Below are 22,221 nucleotides of genomic sequence, written 5' to 3'. Positions count from 1 at the left end.
GTCCACGGCGCGGGCGTCAGGCCTCGCCGCCGCCCGCGGCACCGCCGCCTCCGCCGGCGTTGCCACCGCCGCCGGTGTCACCGCCGGTGTCCGCCCCGCCGCCGCCCGGAACCGGGGTGGCTCCGGGCTGCGCCGGGGCCGGCTGACCGCCACCGGCGCCGGGGATCACGATCTCGGGAAGACCCGGGACCTGGATCGTCAGCGGGGGCGCCGCGGGGGCGGGTGGCTGCGGGGTGGGCTCGTCCGGGATGACAGGCGCGGGCTGGGTCTGCGTGGCCGTGGCCCCGCCGCCACCGGCCGAGCTGGAGCCCGAGGACTCCCAGGAGGGTGCGCCCGCCTGGCCGCCGATCATGCCGGGTGTGGGGAACTGCTCCCAGTCGCTGCCCGACAGCGCGCCGTCCATCACGGACTTCCAGATGTCGGCGGGCAGCCCGGAGCCGTACATGGTGCCGCCGTAGGCGTTGAACAGCGGCTTGTTGTCGTCCGTACCCACCCAGACCGCCGTGGCGATGGAGGGGGTGTAACCGACGAACCAGGCGTCCTTGTTGTAGCCGGTGTCCCCCAGCTGCGTGGTTCCGGACTTGGCGGCCGAAGGCCGCCCGCCGGCCAGCGTGTGCCCGTTGGAGTAGGCGGCGATCGGCCCCATCGCGGAGGTCAGGTTGTTGGCCACGTCGGCGTCGATGACCTCCTCGCCCTCCGGTGAGGTGTTGTCGAGCAAGACCTCGCCCTCGGCGGTCTCGACCCGCTCGATGAAGTGGGCCGGCCGGTAGACGCCCTCGTCGGCGAAGGTGGCCAACGCGTTGGCCATGTCGCGGACGCGGATCGGGTACTGGCCCAGGATGATGCCGTCGTACGGGTCGCTGCCCTGCTCGGTCAGCGTCTCCCACTCCAGGCCGGGGATCTGTTTGGCGACACCGGCGCGGTGCGCGATCTCGCGGGTGTCGTTGGCGCCGTTGTCGAGCATCCGCTGGAGGCGGATGAACGAGGTGTTGAGCGACATCTTGAGGGCCTGCGCCACCGAGCACGAGCCACAGGACTGGCCGCCCACGTTGGTGACGGTGACGTTGCCGGTGGTGACGGGCGCCGAGGACACCGTGGTCCCCAGACCGATGCCCTGCTCGAGGGCGGCGGCCACGCCGAAGATCTTGAAGACCGAGCCGGTCTGGAGCGGGGCATTGGCGTAGTCCCAGCCCTCGGCCTCGTCGCCGCCGTAGTAACCGATCACGCCGCCGGTGCGGGGGTTGACCGAGACCACGGCGGTGCGGGTGTCCGAGTTCTCGCCCTGCATGTTGTTGCGGACGCCGTCGAGGACGGACTCCTGCGTCTGGCGATCGATCGTGGTGACGATCTTCAGACCGCGGGTGTTGAGCATCTGCTCGTCGATACCGGCCATCGCCAGCTCGGCCAGGACCTGCCGACGGATCGGGCCGTTGCTCGGGTCGCCGACGTTCTGCTCGATGGTCTGCGGATCCTGCACGACCTGCGGGAACACGGCGCCCGCGCGCTGCTGCGCGTCGATGGCGCCCATGTCGCGCATGCCGTCCATGACGTAGTTCCAGCGCCCCTCCGAGGCGGCGGCGTTGTTGAGCGGGTCCAGCGCGGACGGCGACTGGATGACGCCGGCCAGCAGGGCTCCCTCCTCGACTGTGAGGTTCTCGACGGGCTTGTTGAAGTAGGCGTTGGAGGCGGCGGCGATGCCGTAGGCGCCGCGGCCGAAGTAGATGGTGTTGAGGTAGGCCTCGAGGATCTGGTCCTTGGACCACTCCTGCGTCATCTTGGCCGCGATGATGATCTCTTTGGCCTTGCGCTCGTAGGTGACCTCGTCGCCGACCATCGTGTTCTTGACGTACTGCTGGGTGATGGTGGAGCCACCGCCCGCGGTGGACTCGCCGGTGACCTGCCCGATCACCGCGCGGCCGATGCCGGTGGGGTCGTAGCCCTCGTTGGTGTAGAAACTGCGGTCCTCGGCGGCGATCACCGCGTTGCGCACATGCACGGGGATCATGTCGATGTTGACTAGCGTGCGATTGCCCTCCGGCGGCACGATGCGGCCGATGAGCGTGGTGCCGTCGCTCTCGTAGATCTCGGAGATCTGATTGGTGGCGACGCTGCCGGGGCGCGGCACGTCGGTGCGGGAGTAGGCCACCCCCACGATCACCGCCGGGATGACCAGGACGACGACGACGAGGAGGATCAGAGTCGTCCAGACAGGGTGACGACGGGCCCAGCCGCGCCGCGCGGAATCGTCGTGATCCCCGTCAGCGCTGCGGTCCTTCTGATCACTTCGCGACATCATCTATCCTCCTGCGAGCAGGTCCGACCCGTCCGGGCGACCCCCGGTGGCGGTGCTCTGGCCTCCATTGTGTACGACAAACGGCTCATCGAAGAACCGTCGCACGTCACAGGACATTCCCGAGGGGTCGACGAAAGCTGTCACGCGGCGACTCGTCGAATCGGGACTCAGGGGCGGCGGCGCAACTCCCGGGCTGCCCGGCGGGTCCGCCTCCCCGTACCCTCCGGCAGGCCCACCTCGTACGAGAGCACCAGGTGATTCCACGAGCAACTACGGCACACCTCCACCACGTGGACGGTGAACTGGTCGTGGGTCAGGGCCAGTTGCTCGATCTCCTCGTCGCTGCGGGCCGATCCCGAGGAGGAGCCGAGGTCGTCGCCGAACACCCACGACACCTCCGTGAGGTTCTCCTTGCGGCACACCGGACAGACGGTCTCGGTGGTCTCGCCGTGGAATCCGGCCGCCCGCTGGAGGTACACGTCCGCGTCGCACACCTCGCGCAGCGACAGCCCGCCCGCCTGCAGTTCGGCCAGCACGCCCCGTCGGCGCAGCGCGAAGTCCACCACCCGTCGACGCCGGAGCGCCGCACGGCCGGCGGGATCCTCCGTCCCCGGCACGGGGCCGGGTCGCGGGTCGCGGAAGTCGGCCTGGTCCACGAGGTCAGCCTACGACCCCGGGCCCGGGCCCGGCACGGACCGGCCGAACGCCCCGCCCCGCCCCGGTCATCCGACACGTCGAGGCGATGCCGCCGCGGGCTATATCGGTCCGATACATCAGAGGGTGTAGCATCGACCGTCGTCGCAGGCGGACACCCGCAGGCGAGAACACGAAAGGAGGAGACGCGTGCTCGAACTCGCCATTCTGGGCCTGCTCGACGAGCGGCCGATGCACGGCTACGAGCTGCGCAAGCGACTGTCCGAGATGCTCGGCACGGTCCGCACCGTCTCCTTCGGTTCGTTGTATCCGACCCTGCGCCGCCTCCAGCAGCAGGGCGACATCGTCGAGGACGCCTCGGCCGCCACGGTCACCCGCCCACCCGCCACCGCGCGGCGCGGGCGCAAGACGTACCGCATCACCACGCGGGGCAAGGACTCGCTGGCAGCGCTACTCGACGAGCCCGGCACGGCGTCGTTCACCGACGACGGCTTCGGGGTGCACCTGGCCTTCTTCGACCGCACGCCCGGACCCGCCCGGGTGCGCCTGCTCGAGGGCCGGCGCCGGGTGTTGGAGGAACGCCGCGAGGGCCAGCGCGACGCCGCCGCACGCACCGGCCCCACCGAACTGCGCTACGCCCGGCAGCTCACCCTGCTCGGACTCGAGACCAGCGAACGCGAGCTGCGGTGGATCAACGAACTCATCCAGACAGAGAACCCATCACAAGGAGAACCCCAATGACCGACCAGAAGGTGCGCGTCGCGATCGTCGGCGTCGGCAACTGCGCGTCCTCGCTCGTGCAGGGCGTGGAGTACTACAAGGACGCGGCGGTCGACTCGACCGTCCCCGGCCTCATGCACGTCAAGTTCGGCGACTACCACGTCAACGACGTCGAGTTCGTCGCCGCGTTCGACGTGGACGGCAAGAAGGTCGGCATGGACCTCGCGGAGGCCATCCTCGCCTCCGAGAACAACACCATGAAGCTCTGCGACGTGCCGCCCACCGGCGTGTCCGTCCAGCGCGGCCCGACCCTCGACGGCCTGGGCAAGTACTACCGCGAGACCATCGAGGAGTCCCCCGCCGAGGCAGTCGACGTGGTGCAGGCGCTCAAGGACGCCCGCGTCGACGTGGTGGTGTCCTACCTGCCCGTGGGGTCCGAGGAGGCCGACAAGTTCTACGCGCAGTGCTGCATCGACGCCGATGTCGCCTTCGTCAACGCCCTGCCCGTGTTCATCGCCTCGGACCCCGAGTGGGCCGAGAAGTTCCGCGCCGCGGGCGTCCCGATCGTCGGTGACGACATCAAGTCGCAGGTCGGCGCCACCATCACCCATCGCGTGATGGCGAAGCTGTTCGAGGACCGCGGCGTCGCGCTGGACCGCACCTACCAGCTCAACGTCGGCGGCAACATGGACTTCAAGAACATGCTCGAGCGCGAGCGTCTCGAGTCCAAGAAGGTCTCCAAGACCCAGGCCGTGACCTCCAACCTCGAGGGATCCCTCAAGGGCAAGATCCACGACCGCAACGTGCACATCGGCCCGTCAGACCACGTCGAGTGGCTGGACGACCGCAAGTGGGCGTACGTTCGTCTCGAGGGACGCGCCTTCGGTGACGCTCCGCTCAACCTCGAGTACAAGCTCGAGGTGTGGGACTCCCCCAACTCGGCCGGCATCATCATCGACGCCGTCCGCGCGGCCAAGATCGCCAAGGACCGCGGCATCGGCGGGCCGATCCTGCCCGCCTCGGCCTACCTGATGAAGTCGCCGCCGGAGCAGATGCCGGACGACAAGGCCCGCGCCGAGCTCGAGGCCTTCATCATCGGGGCCTGACCCGCGAGAGAAATCGGAACACATGAACCACATCGCGACGAACCGCCAGCCCACCACCACGGGACGTCGCCGTGTCCCGGCCGTCATCGCACTCGCGGTGGCGGCCGGGCTCGCGCTCGCCGCCTGCTCCGCCGACCCTGTGGATGACCCGGACACCTCGCCGACGGGGTCGACGACGACGGTGTCGTCGTCGTCCTCCCCCACCACCTCGACCCCTGCGGCGACGGCCGATCCCGTCTCGGCGCCGGCCACCACCACGACCCCCGCGCCCGCCCCGGCCCCCGCGCCCGAGCTGCCCGCCAACGTCGTGAGCACCGGCGGGCCCTGCCACATGGTGGGCGAGGTCGCCCAGGCCGAGGACGGCTCGCCGCTGTTCTGCACCGAGGACCCCCTCGCCGGGCCGCTGTGGCAGCCCGCGGACGGAGCCGAGGCAGGCATCGGGCAGGCGAAGCCCGGCGGCCCGTGCTCGCAGGAGGGCATCGCGGTGGCCGGGCCCGAGGGCACCATCCTCACCTGCGCCCTCACCGGCGGCGGCGACGTGCCCGGCGGGCTGTACTGGCAGTAGGCGCCGAGACCCGTCGGCGCGTGCGCGGGCCCGTGCCGTCCGGTTGCGGCACCGCGGGGGTCGGGATTGACTCGTGGCCTCACCCGCGATCCGACCGGAGGCGAGATGGCCGCACCATTACGCAGCACCATTCCCCTGCAGGTGAACGACGGTGTCTATGCGCCGCAGGAGGACTCCTGGCTGCTGAGCGGCGTGCTCGAGGCCAGCGGACTGGCCGAGGGGCGGCGTGTCCTCGACATCTGCACCGGCAGCGGGGTACTCGCACTCGAGGCCGCCAGGCTGGGGGCCCGGGAGGTCCTCGCTTTTGACCTGTGTCCCGCCGCCGTGGAGTGCGCCTCCGGCAACGCGGCGGCCAGCGGGCTCCCCGTCGAGGTCCGGCTCGGCACGCTGCAGGACGCGGCGCAGCACGGGCCTTTCGACCTCGTGGTGACCAACCCGCCCTACGTGCCGTCGACGCTGCCGCCGGCCGGGACCGGACCCGACCGCGCGTGGGACGCCGGCGCCGACGGCCGGGTGGTGCTCGACGAACTCTGCGCCCTCGCGCCGCGGCTGATCGCCCCCGGGGGCGCCCTGATGCTCGTCCAGTCGGAGTTCTCCGCGCCCCGGCAGACCGTGCAGATGCTCACCGACTCGGGATTCATCGCCCACACCGCGGCCCGCCAGATGATCGACTTCGGCCCGGTGATGACCGCGCGGGCCGACGAGCTCGAGGCGTCCGGCCTGCTCGAGCCCGGACGACGGACGGAGGAGCTGGTGGTGATCCGTGCCCACCGCCTCTGACCGCGAGCCCCGGGTCGTCCGCGTGGTGCCGGGGGGGCCCGTCCTCGTGGAGGGCCCCGTGGAGATCGTCACCCCGGACGGCGAATGCGTGAGCTCGGACCGCTTCATGGTGGCGGTCTGCGCGTGCCGACGCAGCCGGAACTACCCGCTGTGCGACACCAGTCACCGCAAGAAGGTCCGGCCCACGGACGACGACTGAGCGTTGGTCAGGCGGCGGTCAGGGATCGGTCGGGCCACGGCCGGTCGGCGGTCGCGTTTTCACGGGCCGCGGTCAGGCGGCGGCTCGCGTCCAGCCTGGCTCAGGCCAGCAGCGACGATTCCCTGCGCCGCCACGCCGCGACCAACCGGTCACCCGCGAGGTCGTCGAGATACGCGAGTGACCGCATCCCGAACACCACGTCGGGAGCCAGCTCGGGCTCCCGACGGAGCAGGTCCCCGATCACGTCATGCCGCATGACCTGCTCGTGCACGGCGTCGGCCTCGACGTGCTCGGCGTAGAAGTGCACGCACTCCTCGGGCGCCTCCAGGCGCCGCAACCCCGCGACGAACCGGGCCGACCCGGGCGACGAGGTGATCTCGATGGCCGCGAAATGCCCGAGCGTCGCACCCCGCCTCGAGCGGTGCAGGCCGAGCAGCGACATGAGATTGACGGTCGCCAGCGTCTCGGCGGGCACCCGGTCGAGATACGCGAGATAGGTCGGATCCAGGTCCGCGGCCGTCATGAGGTCCGCCCACAGCTGCTGGTGCACGCGATCGCCGCGCCCACCGCCGTACTCGTCGAACTCCACGGCGACGAATGCCGCCTTGGCCTGACCCTGGATCCGCGGGATCGCCCAGGCGTGGGGATCGCCCTCCTTGAGGTGGTAGAGCGAACGGTGGGCGAAGTACTCCCGCATCTGGTCCCAGGTGCCCTCGTCCTTCAGGAACCAGGACGGCCCCGTCCCTGAGGTGGTCTCCACGGACAACGCGTCCATCTCGGCGACCGGATCGTCACCCGGTTCGACGTTGTCGCGGAGATTCGCGAGGAAGCGCGCCTCCAGCACGGCACGCAGCCGCAGCAGCTCCGGGTCCCACTCCAGCCCGGCGTCCACGCCGGCGAAACCCCGGTAGTGCAGTTCGTAGAGCGTCTGCAGGGCGAGTTGGAGATCCCGACCCATCGGGTCGACATCAGAGGACACCGTCGGCAGCGCGGAGGTGTCGCCGGAGGACAGCGCCGCGACGACGGCGTCGGACAGCTCGCCGCAGGCTGTCGGCAACGTCGGGGCGGAGACGGTCATGGTGGTCATGGCCCCTTGTCTACCCCCTCCGCCGGTCGTCCTCCACCGCGTCGCGACCGCCGTCGCGGCCCCGGCCGTCGTCGTCGCTCCCGCCGTCACCGTCGTCGTGTTCGCGCTCGATCCGCTCCTGCTCCTGCTGTTCGCGTCGGTCGGAGTCGCGCTTGGCGTAGTTGTCGAACATCTTGCGTCGCTCATGCCACCTCAGGCTGTAGGTGGCCTCGCGGACGGACTCCTCATTGTCGAAGTTCGAGCCGAGCGCGCCGGCGAACGCGCCGAGGCAACTGGAGAGCCAGGCGAGGTGGACGTAGTCCATCAGCCGCACGGGCCGGCCGAGCTGGTTCTGCAGGTAGTCGGCGTCCATCACCGCCAGCGCGAGCAGGAACATGGCCAACAACAGTCCGAGGTACATGATGCCCACGCCGGTCCCGACCGTGAGCACGGTGGCGGCGTTGTCCATCCGCCGGTTGCCCGGCGTGATCTCGTCGTCGGCCGAGTTCCACAGACCGTTGCGCAGGATGAGCCAGGTCATGAGTGTGAGAACACCCAACACGCTGATGAGGAGCAGGCGGAGCGGGTGCAGTTCCACCGCGAGAGAGGCGATGCTGCCGTAGAAGATGCCGAAGGCACCGGAGCCCGCACCGGCCACGACGACGCCGGACAGCGCCGTCATCATGCGCGCGGGCCTGTTGTTGAGCACCATCCCCCCGAGCAGGCGCACCTCGGAACCGAGGCCGCGCTGTTCGGAGGGCGGGAGGTCATCGGTGCCGGGCGCGCCCAGCCCGTCCCGGTGGATACCGGAACTCACCAGCCGCAGGGCGAGCTTCCGCAGCTTCGACCGCACCCGGAACGCGCCGAGCACCGGCATGCTCACCAGCGCCGCGGCGGTGGAGCCGCTGACGTCGTAGAGCAGGGGGATCCCCTGCGGTCGCGTGGGGAGATCGGTCAGGTACAGCACAAAGTCCCAGTTGTGTTCCTGCAGCAGCCGGGGCGCGTGCTCGGTGAGACGGATCTCGCCGTCCGGCCCGAGCGGGAGGGTCTCCTGGCTGGACTCCACCCGCCACTGGCCACCGAGCTCGCGGGTCAGGTCGTCGGCGAGGTCGTCCGCGATCGCCGCCGCCACCCTGCTGGGCATTCCCGGATCGGCCATGAGGCCGACGGTTGCGAAGCGCTCCTCCCCGCTGGCCCGCCCGCCCTTCGCCGCGGCGGCCGCCTGTTCGCCCAGGGACGGCGACCCGGCCATCTCCGCCCCGCCGGTCATCTCTTCCCCGTCAGTCGGTCTGTGATCGTCCACCCCCTCCATCATGCTGCGGATTTCCGACAACGGAACCGGTAGCGGGTGGATGATCGGCCGAACGGTTGCGGTGATCGGCGCGTCTGGCGTTACATGGGCGGTGGTCGATAAGTCCGGAGGTGTCAGTGTCGCCGCAAGAGCCCCACTCCCAGCCCCAGCCGGGGCGTCCGTCCCGGCCGACGCTGGCGCGGCGGGGCGCCCCGCAGAACTGGCCCGTCTGGCGCCAGCTCACCGGCGGCGACCTCCTCGGGCGCGGCGCGGCCACCCGGTCCCGACGCCACCTCGAGATCACTCCGCGTACCGCCACCGCCGACGCGGTGGTCAAGAGCGTGTGTCCGTTCTGTGCAGTCGGCTGCGCGCAGAACGTCTACGTCAAGGACGGGCGGGTCATCCAGATCGAGGGCGACGACGACAGCCCCGTCTCCCGCGGCCGCCTCTGCCCCAAGGGGTCGGCGAGCAAGCAGCTCGTGACCAATCCCGACCGGATCAGCTCCGTGCTGCACCGCAAGCCGTATGCCACCGAGTGGGAGGAACTCGACCTCGACACCGCGCTGGAGATGGTCGCGGACCGCGTGCTCGACTCCCGTGAGCGGTTCTGGGAGGAGACCGACGCGAACGGCGACACCGTCCGGCGGACCCGCGGTGTCGCCAGCCTCGGCGGGGCGACGCTGGACAACGAGGAAAACTACCTCATGAAGAAGCTCTACACGGCGCTCGGCGCCATCGAGGTGGAGAACCAGGCCCGCATTTGACACTCCTCCACCGTTCCCGGTCTGGGAACCTCATTCGGGCGTGGTGGTGCCACGAACTACCAGCAGGATCTCGCGAACTCCGACTGCATAGTCATCCAGGGTTCCAACATGGCCGAGGCCCATCCCGTCGGCTTCCAGTGGGTGATGGAGGCCCAGCGTCGGGGCGCCACGGTGATCCACGTCGACCCCCGGTTCACGCGGACCAGCGCCAAGGCCGACCTGCACGTCCCGATCCGCGCAGGCGCCGACATCGCGTTCCTCGGCGGGCTCATCAACTACGTCCTCACCCACGACGCGTGGTTCCACGAGTACGTGGTGGCGTACACGAACGCGCCGATGCTCATCGACGAGGAGTTCCTCGACACCGAGGACCTGGCCGGGGTGTTCTCCGGTTTCGATGACGAGGGCAACCAGTACGAGGTCGACTCGTGGCAGTACGAGGGCGCGCGCGACCAGCGACCGCACGAGAGCGGCGGCGCCGACGACGGGACCGAGCAGAATCCCACCGAGGTAGCGGGATCCGGTGGCGCCCGGGCGTCCTCGACCACCGCCGCCCCGCCGCGGGACGACACGTTGCAGGATCCCCGCTGCGTCTTCCAGATCCTCAAGCGGCACTTCAGTCGGTACACGCCGGAGATGGTGGAGCGCACCTGCGGTGTGTCCGCCGACGACTTCCTCCGTGTGGCCCGGGCGTTGGCGGAGAATTCCGGCCGCGACCGCACCTCGGCGTTCTGTTACGCGGTCGGCTGGACCCAGCACACGGTCGGCGTGCAGTACATCCGCACCGCGTCGATCCTCCAGCTACTCCTGGGCAATATCGGGCGGCCCGGGGGCGGGATCATGGCGCTGCGCGGGCACGCCAGCATCCAGGGCTCCACCGACATCCCGACCCTGTACGACCTGCTACCCGGCTATCTGCCGACTCCCAACGCCTCGCACCACCACGACCTCGACTCCTACGTGGGCACCGATGCGGAGGCCAAGGGCTTCTGGGGCAACATGCGGTCGTACACCGTGAGTCTGCTCAAGGCGTGGTGGGGCGACGCGGCGACGGCGGAGAACGACTACTGCTTCGGCCACCTGCCGCGCCTCACCGGCAAACACGACTCGACCTCGACGGTGCAGCGACAGATCGACGAGGGCGGTGGCGGCTACTTCCTCGTCGGCGAGAACCCGGCCGTGGGTACGGCCAACGGCCGGATGCAGCGCGCCGGCCTGGCGAATCTCGACTGGCTCGTGGTGCGAGACCTGGTGATGATCGAGAGCGCCGACTTCTGGAAGTCCGGCCCCGAGATCGAGACTGGCGAGATGCGCACCGAGGACATCGGTACCGAGGTCTTCTTCTTCCCCGCCGCCAACCACGTGGAGAAGAAGGGCTCGTTCACCAATACCCAGCGCATGCTGCAGTGGCGCCACCAGGCGGTCGAGCCGCCCGGGGACGCCCGCAGCGAGTTGTGGTTCTACTTCCACCTGGGCCGCATCCTCAAGGAGCGGCTGGCCGACTCCACCGACCCGCGTGACCGGGCCCTGCAGGACCTCACGTGGGACTACCCCATGGAGCACGGCACCGACGAGCCCGACGCCGAGTCGGTCCTGGCCGAGATCAACGGCCGCCGCGCCGACGGCGAGCCGCTGTCGACGTACACCCAGCTCGCCGACGACGGCTCCACCGCCTGCGGCTGCTGGATCTACTGCGGCGTGTACGCCGACGGCGTCAACCAGGCCGCGCGGCGCAAGCCGCGGCACGAACAGAACGAGTTGGCCCTGGAGTGGGGCTGGGCGTGGCCGGCCAACCGGCGGATCCTCTACAACCGTGCCTCCGCCGACCCCGAGGGTCGGCCGTGGAGCGAGCGCAAGGCGCTGCTGCGGTGGGACCCGGATGCCGGCGACGGCGCCGGCCGATGGGTCGGCGACGACGTGCCCGACTTCGAGGCGGGCAAGGCGCCCGACTACGAGCCGCCGGAAGGCGCGGTCGCGGAGGCTGCCATAGGCGGCGCCGAGCCGTTCATCATGCAGGACGACGGTCGCGGCTGGCTCTACGCACCCCGGGGCCTGGCGGACGGGCCGATGCCCGCGCACTACGAGCCGCCCGAGTCACCGACCCGCAACCCGATCTACCCCGAGCAGAACTCCAACCCCGCCGGGCATTCTCGGCCCGGCCCGTACAACATGACCCAACCGGGCCACGGCGAGCCGGGCAGCGAGGTGTTCCCCTACGTCTTCGGGACCTACCGCCTCACCGAACACCACACGGCCGGGGCGATGAGCCGAACGCTGCCGTACCTGTCCGAACTGCAGCCGGAGTTCTTCTGCGAGGTCAGCCCCGAGCTGGCCGCCGAGCGGGGCCTGGAGAACGGCGGCTGGGCCACCATCGTCACCTCACGCTCCGCGATCGAGGCGCGGGTGCTGGTGACGCGCCGGATGCGGCCACTCCTCATCGACGGCGCCACGCTCCACCAGATCGGCCTGCCCTACCACTGGGGCGGCAACGGCGTGAGCATCGGCGACCCGGCCAACGACCTACTGCCGCAGAACCTCGACCCCAACGTGTCGATCCCGGCGACCAAGGCCACGAGTTGTGACATCGTCGCGGGACGACGTCCGCGCGGCTCCGCGCTCCTCGAGTTCGTCGAGGGTTATCGTCGCCGAGCGGGAATCCGCACCGAACCGGGAACGGAGAGCTGATCCATGTCCGCCTTCCTGTCCGACCTCGGACGGTCCTTCTTCGGTGACGTCTACCCCGCCGTCGACGGCGGCTACGAGGACCCGCCGCCGCGCAAGGGCTTCTTCACCGACACCTCGGTGTGCATCGGCTGCAAGGCCTGCGAGGTGGCGTGCAAGGAGTGGAACCTCATCCCCGAGGACGGCCTCGAGCTCACCGGGAACTCGTACGACAACACCGGCTCACTCGGCTCGTCCACGTGGCGGCACGTGGCGTTCATCGAGCAGGAGGTGCCGGCCCGCCTGGCCGCGGCGAGCCCGGTTCCCGATACCGGGGTCGGCGCCGGGCTCGGGGCCGCGCCTCCGGTCGACCTGGGCCTGCCCACGTCGACCCTGCCCGGAGAGACGGAAGACGCTGGGGACGCCACCGACTTCCGGTGGCTCATGGAGTCGGACGTGTGCAAGCACTGCACGCACGCGGCGTGCCTCGACGTGTGTCCGACCGGCGCGCTCGCGCACACCGAGTTCGGCACCGTCGTGGTGCAGAACGACATCTGCAACGGCTGCGGCTACTGCGTCTCCGCCTGCCCGTACGGGGTCATCGAGCGACGCCCCGGCCCCGCGGGCGACCCCGCCGTGGGGATCGCCCAGAAGTGCACCCTCTGCTACGACCGGCTCACCGAGGGCATGACCCCCGCCTGCGCCAAGGCCTGCCCCACCGACTCTATCCAGTTCGGTGACCTCGACGAACTACGCGAGCGGGCCGTCGGGCGTCTGGACCAGCTCGTCGAGGCCGGGGAGCCCCGCGCCCAGCTGTACGGTCACGACGCCCGCAACGGCGTCGGCGGCACCGGGGCGTTCTTCCTGCTCCTCGACGACCCCGAGGTATACGGTCTGCCGCCGGATCCCGTGGTGACCACGCGTCACGCCCCGGCGATGTGGCGACAGGCCGCGCTCGCCGCCGCGACACTGCTCGGCGGCGCGGTGGTCGCCTTCGCCACCGGGGGACGACCCCGATGACCGACTCTGAACAGCGTTCGCGTACCCGCCGGCGTCGCCGCGGGGGGCGCGAGCAGCTCATGGTGCCGGAGGCGGAGTTCCAGTCCTACTACGGCAAGCCCATCGTCAAGGCCCCGCCGTGGGAGGCCGACATCCCCGCCTACCTGTTCCTCGGCGGCCTCGCGGCGGGGTCCTCGCTGCTCGCCGCGGGAGCGGATCTCGCCGGCCTCCCCGCGCAGCGGCGTTCCGCGCGGGTGGTGGCTCTGGGCGGCATCACGGCCAGCCTGTACTTTCTCGTCAACGACCTGGGACGCCCGGAGCGCTTCCACCACATGCTGCGGGTGTTCAAGCCGACCTCGCCGATGAGCGTGGGGACCTGGATCCTGTCCGCCTACGGGCCGTTCGTCGGCATCGCCCTCGGCCGCGAGGTCGTCCCCCTGCTCCCCCGACGTCTCGCCAGGGTGCTGCCGATCGGCCTCATCGACCGCGCGTCCAAGCCGGCCGGGATCGTCGCCGCCGCCATCGCACCGGCCGTCGCCTCCTACACGGCGGTCCTGCTCACCGACACCGCCGTGCCGAGCTGGCACGAGGCCCGCCACGAGCTGCCCTTCGTCTTTGTCGGCAGTGCCGCCGCCGCGTCCGGGGGCGTCGGCATACTCCTCAACCCGCTGCACGAGACCGGGCCCGCGCGCCGCCTCGCCGTCGGCGGTGCCGTGCTGGAGCTCGGCGCCGAGCAGTTCATGCAGCGCTCGATGGGGATCACCGCGGAGCCACTCCACCAGGGCCGGGCCGGCAGATACCACGCCGCCGCCCGCGCGCTCACCTTCGTCGGAGCGGTCGGCGCGGTCCTCGGCAGGCGCAGCCGCGTGGCCTCGGCCATCTCCGGTCTCGCACTGGCGGCCGGCTCCGCGTCCACCCGGTGGGCCGTGTTCCACGCCGGCATGGAGTCGACCAAGGACCCGAAGTACACCGTCGTGCCGCAGCGACAGCGCCGCGACGCCCGGGGCGGTGGCGAAGCGTTCGATGAGGTCTAGTCCACGACGTGCCCGTCGTCGCCGACCCGACGGCTGAGACCCTCCTCGGCGAGCTTCTCGAGTAGGGGCATCACGACGCGACGCGAGGTGCCCAGGTGTGTGCGGGCGGTGCTCGGCGTGAACGGCTGGGGCAGGCGCCGTAGCTCGGCGACCGCGGCCTCCGTGGCGTCCGGCCCCAGCCACACGCCCGGCCCGATCCGGCTGAGCAGGCCCGCACGCACGCACGCAGCCAGCTCCCGGGTGCCCAGGCCGAGTCCGGCGAGCTCGTCGGCGCTCGGGGCGTCGAACGGCCGCGCCCCGAACCGCTCGGTCAGCCCGGAGACCGCGGTCCGGACGCGCTCCGGCAGCCCCGGCCCGCAGCCAGGGGTGACGACGCGGCCGCCGTCCGCCCGCAGCCCGGACGCGGCAGGATGCGCGAGCACCACCGTCAGCAGCCGCGCGTCGGGAAGGTCGAGGGCACGGCGGGCCGCCTCGGTGGGCACCCCGGGGTCGAGCGGATCGCGGCGGTCGTGGTCCTCGACCGCGGCGACGAGTCGCTCCACCAGGCCGGGGAGCGCGTCGCGATCGAGGAGCCAGCCGCCGGTCTCGTCGGCCGCCGGCACGTCGGCGACGCCGAACGCCCGCAGGTCGTCGACATGTGCGACGCCGCGTCGCCGCAGCTCGGACCTCAGATCGGGTTCCTCGGGGGTGGCGGCGAGCACCTCCGCCCGGCGCCGGGCCGCTCCGCGTCGGCTCAGCTCCGGAGGCGCGGGATCGAGGACGACCGCACCCGCCGGGATTCGCTCGGCGCCGGGCTCGCGCAGGATCAGCCGGTCGCCCACCCGCAGCGGCAGCGGCTCGGCGAGCGCGAGTCGTGCGTGTCGCGCGTCCAGCGGGCGGACGTGCGCGGTCACGGCCGCGGAGCCGCAGTGCACCGTCACCTGCCCGGGCAGGTCGGCGGTGTCTGCGCCGGGGTCCACGCGCACGTCCGGGGTGGACGACGGACGCCACCGGCCGGGCGTGACCAGGACGGTCCCACGGGGCACGTCGTCAGCGGCCACGCCGCGTAGATTGACGGCCACCCGCGCCACCGCCGTGACCTCGTCGCGCGCCTCTCCCAGCGCCTGCAGGCCGCGCACCGCGACGCGCGGCCCCCCGGGCCCGACCTCCAGGGTGTCGCCGGTGTGCACCGTTCCGGCTGGCAGGGTGCCGGTGACGACGGTCCCGGAGCCTCCGATGGTGAACGACCGGTCCACCCACAGACGGACGTCCGCCTCCCGGTCGGGCTCGGGCAGTGCGGCGCCCAGGCGGACCAGTTCGGCACGCAACTCGTCGAGGCCGGCGCCCGCGACCGCGGAGACGCACACCGCCGGGATGTCGGCCAGCGGAGTGCCGGCCATCGCGGCGCGCGCCTCGGCCAGCGCGAGTTCGGGGTCCAGGAGGTCGCTGCGGGTGACGACGAGGACGCCGTGTCGTACCCCCAGCGCCACGAGAGCGTCGAGGTGCTCGGCGGACTGCGGCATCCAGCCGTCGTCGGCGGCCACCACGAAGAGCACCGCCGGCACCGGGCCGATCCCGGCGAGCATGTTCGGCATGAACCGGCGGTGGCCGGGGACGTCGACGAACGCGACGGTCCTCCCGTCGTCGAGCGTGGCGGAGACGTACCCGAGGTCGATGGTCAGCCCGCGCCGCCGCTCCTCCGCCCAGCGGTCCGGATTCTCACCGGTGAGGGCCCGCAGCAGGGTCGACTTGCCGTGGTCCACGTGGCCGGCGGTCGCCACCACGAACATCAGACGTGCTCCCGGGCCGCGATCACCAGTCGGAGCAGTTCGGGATCGTCCGAGGTGGGCAGCGCCCGGAGATCGAGCAGGCACCGGCCCTCGGTGACGCGCCCGAGTACGGCGGGTCGTCCCGCGCGCAGGGCGTCGGCGAAGCGTTCCGGCAGGGCCACCGCCGCGCTCGGCAGGTCGACGCCCGGCGCGCCCCCGCCCCCGACCGCCGCGACCGAGCGGACGGCCTCGGCCGGCACCCCGGCGGAGGTGAGGTCGTCGGCGAGGCGCCGTGCCCGCCCGAGCAGGTCGCCGGCGTCGGCCTCGAGCCCTTCGGTGACCGGCGGGCGGGGTCCGCGGAGCGTGGCCTCGAGCGCGGCGAGCGTGAGCTTGTCCACGCGCAGGGCCCGGGCGAGCGGATGACGGCGCAGCCGGTGCACGAGGTCGGCATCCCCGCCCAGGATCCCGGCCTGCGGTCCGCCGAGGAGCTTGTCGCCGCTGGAGGTCACCAGGTCGGCACCCGCGGCGAGCATCGTCGTCATATCGGGCTCGTCGGGGAGCACCGGGTGCGGGGCGAGCAGGCCGGAACCGATGTCCACCACCAGGGGCACGCCGCGGCCGGCGAGCTGCGCGGCCGGCACGACCGAGGTGAAGCCGCTGACCAGGAAGTTCGAGGGGTGCACCTTGAGCACGAAGGCCGTGGTCTCGTCGATCGCGGCGAGGTAGTCCTCGAGGCGGACGCGGTTGGTGGTGCCCACCTCCTGCAGCCGGGTGCCGGTGGACTCGAGCAGCTCGGGCAGGCGGAAGCCGTCGCCGATCTCGATCATCTCCCCGCGCGAGATCACCACCGTGCGCCCCGGGCCGCCCAGCGCGGTGACGGCGAGGGCGAGCGCCGCCGCACCATTGTTGACGACGTGGACGTCGCCCGCGGTCGGTACCGCGTCACGCAGGGCGTCCAGCGCACCCCGGCCCCGGCGACCCCGCCGTCCGGTGGCCAGGTCCAGCTCGACGTCGTTGGTGCCGGCGGCCTCGCCGAGCGCGCGTACCGCGGCCGCCGACAGGGGCGCCCGGCCGAGGTTGGTGTGCAGCAATACCCCGGTCGCGTTGAGGACGCGGGTGAGCGAGACCGGCGCCGTCGGCAGCGCTGCCAGCACGGCGTCGACGATCTCGTCCGCGGGCAGATCGCCGGCACGTGCCCGGCCCTGGGCGTCCCGGATCCGTGCCTTGACCATCTCGCGGCCCAGCCCGGCGAGAGAGTCGGCCAGGCGCGGGTCGCGGAGCACGGCATCGGTGGAGGGCACGCGCCGACGGGAATCGCCGGTCGTGGACTGCTCGGTGATGGCCCGCTCCTCTTCCCCGGCCCCGCCGACCGGGGCCGCCCACTCGAGGTGGCCGGGTCGGGGACGGGCGAGGACTGTTGGCGGAGGCGGACGGGAATCGAACCCGCCTGACCGAGATACTCGGCCACGTCGGTTTTGAAGACCGCGGGGACCACCAGGTACCCGGACGCCTCCCTCACGAACGAGTAAGCACCATGGCCGACACGTGAGTCAACCGCGCCACGCGCTGGCGGTGCATCCGGCGGCGCACCCCCGTCGCGGTCACTAGGGTCTGGCCCATGACCTCCTCCCCCGCCCCCGCCCGTCTCACCTCGTACGCCCACGGTGGCGGTTGCGCGTGCAAGATCCCGCCCGGCGCGCTCGAGTCGGTGGTGGCCGGGCTCGTCGGCGCGCCCGTCCGTGACCCGGCGGCCGAGCTCGTCGTGGGTCTGGACGACGGCGACGACGCGGCCGCCGTGCGGATCGCCGGCGGTCAGGCCGTGATCAGCACCGCCGACTTCTTCACGCCCGTCGTCGACGACCCCTACGACTGGGGGCGGATCGCGGCGGCCAACGCCCTGTCCGATGTGTACGCGATGGGCGGCACGCCGATCGTGGCGATCAACCTGCTGTGTTGGCCGATGGACGTGCTGCCGTACGAGATGGCCGGCGAGGTGCTGCGCGGGGCCCAGGACGTCGCCGGGAGCGCGGGCTGCCATGTGGCCGGCGGTCACAGCGTGGACGACCCCGAGCCCAAGTACGGCATGGCCGTCACAGGGATCGCCGACCCCGACCGTCTGCTGCGCAACGACGCCGGCCGAGCCGGTGTGCCGTTGTCGCTGACCAAACCGCTGGGGATCGGAGTGCTCAACAGCCGGCACAAGAACACCGGCGCGGTGAGCGAGGAGGCGATCGCGACCATGACCTGCCTCAACGACGTCGCCGCCCGCGACGCCCTGGCCGCCGGGATCGGCTGCGCGACCGACGTCACCGGCTTCGGGCTGCTCGGTCACCTGTTCAAGATGGCCCGCGCCAGCGGCGTCTCGGCCGTGATCGACTCGGCGGCGGTGCCGTATCTGGACGGAGCGCGGCAGGCGCTGGCCGACGGGTTCGTCAGCGGCGGGACGCGGCGCAACCTCGACTGGGTCCGCCCACATCTCGCCTCGGACGTCGGCGAGGACGAGCTGCTCCTGCTCGCCGACGCCCAGACCTCTGGGGGTCTGCTGGTGGCCGGAGAGGTCCCTGGCGCACCGGTGATCGGCGAGCTGGTGTCGGCCGCGGACGCGACCGTCACAGTGCGGTGAGCCAGGGCTAGGGCTAGTGCTAGGGATCGGACCCGGGATCGCTCGCCGCGTCCGCCATCCAGTGCCCGGTGTGGGTGTCGAGGTAGAACCGGGCCTGCGACAGTAGTTCCGCGAGCGGCGCGGCCCCGTCGAGCGAGATCCCCGCCTCGTCCGGCTCCAGTGGCTCGAGGGCCTCGAACTGCGACCGGACCAGCGACGCAGGGAAGAAGTGGTCGCGCCGCCCCGCGAGCCGCGCCCGCGCGAGCTCCTCGGTCACCACCAGGTGGATGAACGCCACCGCGGCGTCGGTACGGAGGACGTCCCGGTAGCTTCTCGCGAGGGCGGAGCAGGCGATCACCGTGGGGTCGGCGCGCTCCCGGATCACGGCGTTGAGCTTGCGCAGCCACGGCTCCCGGTCGGTCTCGTCGAGCCCGGCCCCGCCCCGCATCTTGGCGATCGATGCGGCGCTGTGGAAATCATCCCCGTCGAGGAAGAGTCCGCCGACCTCCTCCGCGAGCCGCCGCGCGAACGTCGTCTTGCCGCAGCCGCTCACCCCGAACACGACGATGGTCACGGCGGGCGCCCTCCCGTGCCGCGGACGAAGGCTCAGTCCTCGCCCGCGCCGCGGTCCAGGCGGGCGAAGGCGTCGAACAGCCGGGCGCCCGGCGCGAGCGCCGACTCGTCGAGCATGAAGCCCGGGTGGTGCAGGTCGGTTTCCGCCGACTTCCCGTCCCACACGCCGTACCGCAGATACACGCCGGGGATCTCCTCGGTGTACCAGGCGAAGTCCTCGCCACCACTGGACTGGTCGGCGGTGCCCACACCGTCCTCCCCGAGCACCCGGCGCACCGCCTCGGTGGCCAGGTCCGCGCAGTCGGCGTCGTTGACCACCGGCGGGACACCCTGCGTGTACTCGAGCTCGACGCGGATGCCGTAGGGCGCGGCGAGATCCTCGACGGCCTCCCGCACGAGGTCCTCGACCGTCGCCCACACGTCCCGGTCCGCGCTGCGCAGCGTGCCCAGCAGCTCGGCATGGTCGGGGATCACGTTCGGGGCGTCACCGCCGGCGTGCAGGGCGCCCCAGGTGAGCACGGTGCCCGAGCGCGGGTCGAGACGACGGTCGAGGACCGCGGTGAGCCCGGTGGCGAGCTCGGCGGTCGAGAAGACGGTGTCCTGGGTCTCGTGCGGCCGCGCCGTGTGACCACCGTCGGACTCGAGCCGGATCCGGACCTTGGCGTTGGAGGAGGTGATCGGCCCGGCCGTCACGCCCACCTCGCCCACCTTCCGGTGCGGATCGCAGTGCAGGGCGAGGATGCGGTCCACGCCCTTGACCACACCTTCCTCCACGCATTCCTTGGCGCCGCCCGGCATGGTCTCCTCTGCCGGCTGGAAGATCAGCCGCACGGGCCGGGGCGGCGGGTCGGCGACCAACAGTTCGGCCGCGCCGAGCAGCATCGCGGTGTGGGCGTCGTGGCCGCAGGTGTGCGCGACCCCCTCCGTACGTGAGGCGAAGTCCAGGCCGCTCTCCTCGTCCATGGGCAGCGCGTCGATGTCCGCGCGCAGCGCCACCACGTCCTTCGCGGTGGCGCCCTTCGCGGCGGGCACGTCGCACCACAGCCCGGTGCCGAGGTCGAACCGGCGGGGTTTCAGTCCCATCTTCTCGAGCTCGCCCGCGATGAAGTCGGTCGTACGCTCCTCCTCGTAGGACAGCTCGGGATGGGTGTGGATGTGACGCCGCCACTGCGCGAGCCGGTCCTGGAAACCGCCCTCAGCGTGCGGGTCGTTCTTCTCCGTCGACTTGCGCCCGAACATCGAACACCTCCTGGCAGAACTGGACCACCCGGTCGCCGAGCAACTGACGGTTGGCCAATTTCACGAACTCATGACCTTCGTCCTCGAACAACAACACGTCCACCGGTACGCCGCGCGAGCGCAGCTCCTCGACCGCCTGCTCGGTCTCGCTGACCGGCACATTCGTGTCGTGCGCACCGTGGACGAACAACATCGGAACGGTGATCCGGTAGTACCTGCGTAGCGGCGAGGCCTCGCGCAGCAATTCCCGTTCCTGGAGCGGGTTCCCGTACTTGGGATGGGCGGCCGCCGCAATCCACGGCTCGGTGTCGCGGTAGAAGGTCTGCAGGTCGCTCATCCCACAGGCGGCGATCCCCCCGCACCAACGACCCGCGTGCCTGACCAGGGTCGCGTTGACCAGGTAGCCGCCGTAGGACCGGCCCGAGACCACCACCCGGTCCGGGTCGGCGATCTCCTCGTCGACGAGGTGCAGCAACGCGTCCTCGACGTCGTCGATCCCCGCGAAGCGGCCGTACCGGTCGTCGGCGTGGCCGAACGACCGGCCGCCGCCGGTGGAGCCCCGGACGTTCGGCTTGAAGTAGTTGACGCCCTCGTCGAGCATCCGCCGGGCGATGTCGTCATATCCCGGACGGGACTGACCCTCCGGGCCACCGTGCAGGTGCACCACCGTCGGCGCGGGCCCGCTCTCCGGATCGGCCCGGTACAGCCACCCGCTCAGCTCGAGCCCGTCGCGTGCGGTGAACCGCAGCAGCTCCGGGCCGGGGTCGGGCTGCGCGGGCGACTCCCCGATCCAGCGACGACGACGCACGTCGTAGATCACCACGTGCGGTGGCTGGTCGAGACTCTCCACGGTGACGGCGAGCAGTCGGCCGTCCGCCGTGAGCGTGGGCGCCGAGGCCACCACCTCCGGTAGCTGGGGCCGGGCGATCACCCGGGGCCGGCGACGCGACAGGTCGAGGATCTCGATCTCGGACAGTCCCCCGTGGACATTCCACAGCAGTGCGGCCGTGCGCCGGTCGTAGCTCACCTCCACGCGGTCGAGGTCGGCGTCCGCGCGATAGGCGATCGGCCACGAGGTGGTCCCCGACTCATCGGCCCGCACCTCCAGCAACCCCACGCGATCGGACGAGTGGTCGCTACGGACGACCATGCGCATGGGCCGGTCGTCGCCGCCGGCGTCGAGCACCTCTCCGGCGTCGGTGGTGGACCCGGTGTCCGTGGGCAACAGGGGCCACCACCGGCCGTCCGGCATGATCCGCAGCAGCTCGCGATGCCCGCGGGCGCCCACCCGGAACAGGGCGGCGCCGTCCCGTGAGTGCTTGAGCGCCCCGCCCATCCGGCGGTCGATGACAGTGATCTCCCCGGTCTCCGGGTCCACGAGCCGGCCCTCGGCCTGGCCCTCGGCGTCGAAGGCCGTCACCGCCAGCAGACGTCCGTCCCAGCAGACGATCTGCTCGGTGGCGTCACCCGGGGCGTTCAAGGCGTACGCACTCTGGTCGTCCGGATCGGTGGTGACGAGCCAGATGCGCTCACGCTCACCACCGTCAGGGGCCACCTCGCACGCCAGCCACCGGCCGTCCGGCGAGTAGGCGACCCTGCGGACCGGCCCCTCCACGGGCAGCACCACGTCTCGTTCGGGCCCCGCGCCCTTGAGGCCGTCCGGGCCCAGCGGTCGCTGCACCGCCCGCGGATAGCCGGTGCGTTCGGTGACCACACAGGCCAGCAGCGACCCGTCCGGGGACAGACACGGGGAACTGGTGTGCCGGAGTTCGCCCGGCCCCCCGGCCGCGTCATCCGGCGGGCCCGCCTGCTCGCGGGAGCCCGTCTCCTCGGTGACCTCGGTGACGTCCGGGTTCTCGGTCGTGTCGACCGTGTCAGTCGTGTCGACGGTGTCGGTCGTATGGACGGTGTCGGTCATGTCGATGGT

At 71.7% G+C, this 22,221-nt stretch carries 18 protein-coding genes and 1 tRNA gene; 9 read left to right on the top strand and 10 right to left on the bottom strand.

Annotated elements, in window-relative coordinates; translation table 11 throughout:
* Nucleotides 1–16: 16 nt before the first annotated feature.
* On the bottom strand, nt 17–2,293 hold the full coding sequence (locus tag K3888_RS08260; RefSeq protein ID WP_230929770.1) for a transglycosylase domain-containing protein: 2,277 nt from the start codon (nt 2,291–2,293) through the stop codon (nt 17–19).
* A 167-nt stretch (nt 2,294–2,460) separates the two neighbouring features.
* Nucleotides 2,461–2,910: a DUF5318 family protein gene (locus K3888_RS08255; RefSeq protein WP_230929790.1), complete on the bottom strand. Its 450-nt coding sequence runs from the start codon at nt 2,908–2,910 to the stop codon at nt 2,461–2,463.
* Between the two features lie 226 nt (nt 2,911–3,136).
* Here K3888_RS08255 and K3888_RS08250 point away from each other — a divergent pair, with 226 nt between their 5' ends.
* The 5 genes from K3888_RS08250 to K3888_RS08230 all read left to right on the top strand — a co-directional run bounded on the left by K3888_RS08250 (nt 3,137) and on the right by K3888_RS08230 (nt 6,317).
* The gene (locus tag K3888_RS08250) at nt 3,137–3,688 is read left to right on the top strand and encodes a PadR family transcriptional regulator (protein WP_230929769.1); all 552 of its coding nucleotides are present in this window, start codon (nt 3,137–3,139) and stop codon (nt 3,686–3,688) included.
* A complete protein-coding gene (locus tag K3888_RS08245; protein WP_230929768.1) occupies nt 3,685–4,773 on the top strand; it encodes an inositol-3-phosphate synthase in 1,089 nt (362 codons plus the stop codon). Before K3888_RS08250 ends, K3888_RS08245 begins: the two co-directional genes overlap by 4 nt.
* 22 nt (nt 4,774–4,795) lie before the next feature.
* On the top strand, nt 4,796–5,338 hold the full coding sequence (locus K3888_RS08240) for a hypothetical protein (protein WP_230929767.1): 543 nt from the start codon (nt 4,796–4,798) through the stop codon (nt 5,336–5,338).
* A 105-nt stretch (nt 5,339–5,443) separates the two neighbouring features.
* Nucleotides 5,444–6,118, top strand: coding sequence for a HemK2/MTQ2 family protein methyltransferase (locus K3888_RS08235; RefSeq protein ID WP_230929766.1), 675 nt, complete (start codon nt 5,444–5,446; stop codon nt 6,116–6,118).
* Nucleotides 6,102–6,317 carry a CDGSH iron-sulfur domain-containing protein gene (locus K3888_RS08230; RefSeq protein WP_230929765.1) on the top strand — a complete coding sequence of 72 codons (216 nt, stop codon included), beginning with the start codon at nt 6,102–6,104 and terminating at the stop codon, nt 6,315–6,317. The genes K3888_RS08235 and K3888_RS08230 overlap by 17 nt, the downstream gene beginning before the upstream one ends.
* A gap of 100 nt (nt 6,318–6,417) precedes the next feature.
* Here the strand turns inward: K3888_RS08230 and K3888_RS08225 are convergent, their stop codons facing one another.
* Both K3888_RS08225 and K3888_RS08220 read right to left on the bottom strand, forming a co-directional pair.
* Nucleotides 6,418–7,404: an iron-containing redox enzyme family protein gene (locus K3888_RS08225; protein WP_230929764.1), complete on the bottom strand. Its 987-nt coding sequence runs from the start codon at nt 7,402–7,404 to the stop codon at nt 6,418–6,420.
* A 10-nt stretch (nt 7,405–7,414) separates the two neighbouring features.
* Complete coding sequence (locus K3888_RS08220; RefSeq protein WP_230929763.1) at nt 7,415–8,686, bottom strand: hypothetical protein; 1,272 nt, start codon at nt 8,684–8,686, stop codon at nt 7,415–7,417.
* 182 nt (nt 8,687–8,868) lie between these two features.
* On the opposite strand from K3888_RS08220, the gene fdh reads away from it, so the two are divergent.
* From fdh to nrfD, 3 genes are read left to right on the top strand one after another with little or no spacing between them, the layout of a single operon-like run.
* Nucleotides 8,869–12,123, top strand: a complete 3,255-nt coding sequence (fdh, locus tag K3888_RS08215; RefSeq protein ID WP_230929789.1) for a formate dehydrogenase — start codon at nt 8,869–8,871, stop codon at nt 12,121–12,123.
* Nucleotides 12,124–12,126: 3 nt separating this feature from the next.
* On the top strand, nt 12,127–13,119 hold the full coding sequence (locus tag K3888_RS08210) for a 4Fe-4S dicluster domain-containing protein (protein WP_230929762.1): 993 nt from the start codon (nt 12,127–12,129) through the stop codon (nt 13,117–13,119).
* On the top strand, nt 13,116–14,132 hold the full coding sequence (gene nrfD / locus K3888_RS08205) for an NrfD/PsrC family molybdoenzyme membrane anchor subunit (RefSeq protein ID WP_230929761.1): 1,017 nt from the start codon (nt 13,116–13,118) through the stop codon (nt 14,130–14,132). The genes K3888_RS08210 and nrfD overlap by 4 nt, the downstream gene beginning before the upstream one ends.
* On the opposite strand, the gene selB is transcribed toward nrfD, so the two are convergent.
* The 3 genes from selB to K3888_RS08190 all read right to left on the bottom strand — a co-directional run bounded on the left by selB (nt 14,129) and on the right by K3888_RS08190 (nt 17,394).
* Entirely contained in the window at nt 14,129–15,901 is a 1,773-nt protein-coding gene (gene selB / locus K3888_RS08200) for a selenocysteine-specific translation elongation factor (RefSeq protein WP_230929760.1), read from the bottom strand. The two genes, nrfD and selB, sit on opposite strands and share 4 nt — an antisense overlap.
* On the bottom strand, nt 15,901–17,181 hold the full coding sequence (gene selA, locus K3888_RS08195) for an L-seryl-tRNA(Sec) selenium transferase (RefSeq protein WP_230929759.1): 1,281 nt from the start codon (nt 17,179–17,181) through the stop codon (nt 15,901–15,903). Before selA ends, selB begins: the two co-directional genes overlap by 1 nt.
* A 117-nt stretch (nt 17,182–17,298) precedes the next feature.
* Nucleotides 17,299–17,394: transfer RNA gene (locus tag K3888_RS08190), tRNA-Sec, on the bottom strand.
* A 104-nt stretch (nt 17,395–17,498) separates the two neighbouring features.
* On the opposite strand from K3888_RS08190, the gene selD reads away from it, so the two are divergent.
* The gene (gene selD, locus K3888_RS08185; RefSeq protein ID WP_230929758.1) at nt 17,499–18,503 is read left to right on the top strand and encodes a selenide, water dikinase SelD; all 1,005 of its coding nucleotides are present in this window, start codon (nt 17,499–17,501) and stop codon (nt 18,501–18,503) included.
* A 19-nt stretch (nt 18,504–18,522) separates the two neighbouring features.
* Here the strand turns inward: selD and K3888_RS08180 are convergent, their stop codons facing one another.
* The 3 genes from K3888_RS08180 to K3888_RS08170 are packed head-to-tail and all read right to left on the bottom strand — an operon-like array spanning nt 18,523 to nt 22,212.
* On the bottom strand, nt 18,523–19,056 hold the full coding sequence (locus tag K3888_RS08180; protein ID WP_230929757.1) for a gluconokinase: 534 nt from the start codon (nt 19,054–19,056) through the stop codon (nt 18,523–18,525).
* Between the two features lie 32 nt (nt 19,057–19,088).
* Nucleotides 19,089–20,294, bottom strand: a complete 1,206-nt coding sequence (locus K3888_RS08175; RefSeq protein WP_230929756.1) for a M20 family metallopeptidase — start codon at nt 20,292–20,294, stop codon at nt 19,089–19,091.
* On the bottom strand, nt 20,251–22,212 hold the full coding sequence (locus tag K3888_RS08170; RefSeq protein WP_230929788.1) for a S9 family peptidase: 1,962 nt from the start codon (nt 22,210–22,212) through the stop codon (nt 20,251–20,253). The genes K3888_RS08175 and K3888_RS08170 overlap by 44 nt, the downstream gene beginning before the upstream one ends.
* Nucleotides 22,213–22,221: the final 9 nt, after the last annotated feature.

Source organism: Dietzia aurantiaca, assembly GCF_021033825.1.
Classification (GTDB): Bacteria; Actinomycetota; Actinomycetes; order Mycobacteriales; family Mycobacteriaceae; genus Dietzia; species Dietzia aurantiaca.
This window is presented reverse-complemented; position numbering and strand designations above follow the sequence as displayed.

Coding starts and splice junctions, on each gene's coding strand:
- K3888_RS08240 (WP_230929767.1), top strand. CDS start 4,796: ATGAACCACATCGCGACGAACCGCCAGCCCACCACCACGGGACGTCGC.
- K3888_RS08235 (WP_230929766.1), top strand. CDS start 5,444: ATGGCCGCACCATTACGCAGCACCATTCCCCTGCAGGTGAACGACGGT.
- K3888_RS08260 (WP_230929770.1), bottom strand. CDS start 2,293: ATGTCGCGAAGTGATCAGAAGGACCGCAGCGCTGACGGGGATCACGAC.
- K3888_RS08170 (WP_230929788.1), bottom strand. CDS start 22,212: ATGACCGACACCGTCCATACGACCGACACCGTCGACACGACTGACACG.
- K3888_RS08210 (WP_230929762.1), top strand. CDS start 12,127: ATGTCCGCCTTCCTGTCCGACCTCGGACGGTCCTTCTTCGGTGACGTC.
- K3888_RS08225 (WP_230929764.1), bottom strand. CDS start 7,404: ATGACCACCATGACCGTCTCCGCCCCGACGTTGCCGACAGCCTGCGGC.
- nrfD (WP_230929761.1), top strand. CDS start 13,116: ATGACCGACTCTGAACAGCGTTCGCGTACCCGCCGGCGTCGCCGCGGG.
- selD (WP_230929758.1), top strand. CDS start 17,499: ATGACCTCCTCCCCCGCCCCCGCCCGTCTCACCTCGTACGCCCACGGT.
- K3888_RS08175 (WP_230929756.1), bottom strand. CDS start 20,294: ATGTTCGGGCGCAAGTCGACGGAGAAGAACGACCCGCACGCTGAGGGC.
- selB (WP_230929760.1), bottom strand. CDS start 15,901: ATGTTCGTGGTGGCGACCGCCGGCCACGTGGACCACGGCAAGTCGACC.
- K3888_RS08245 (WP_230929768.1), top strand. CDS start 3,685: ATGACCGACCAGAAGGTGCGCGTCGCGATCGTCGGCGTCGGCAACTGC.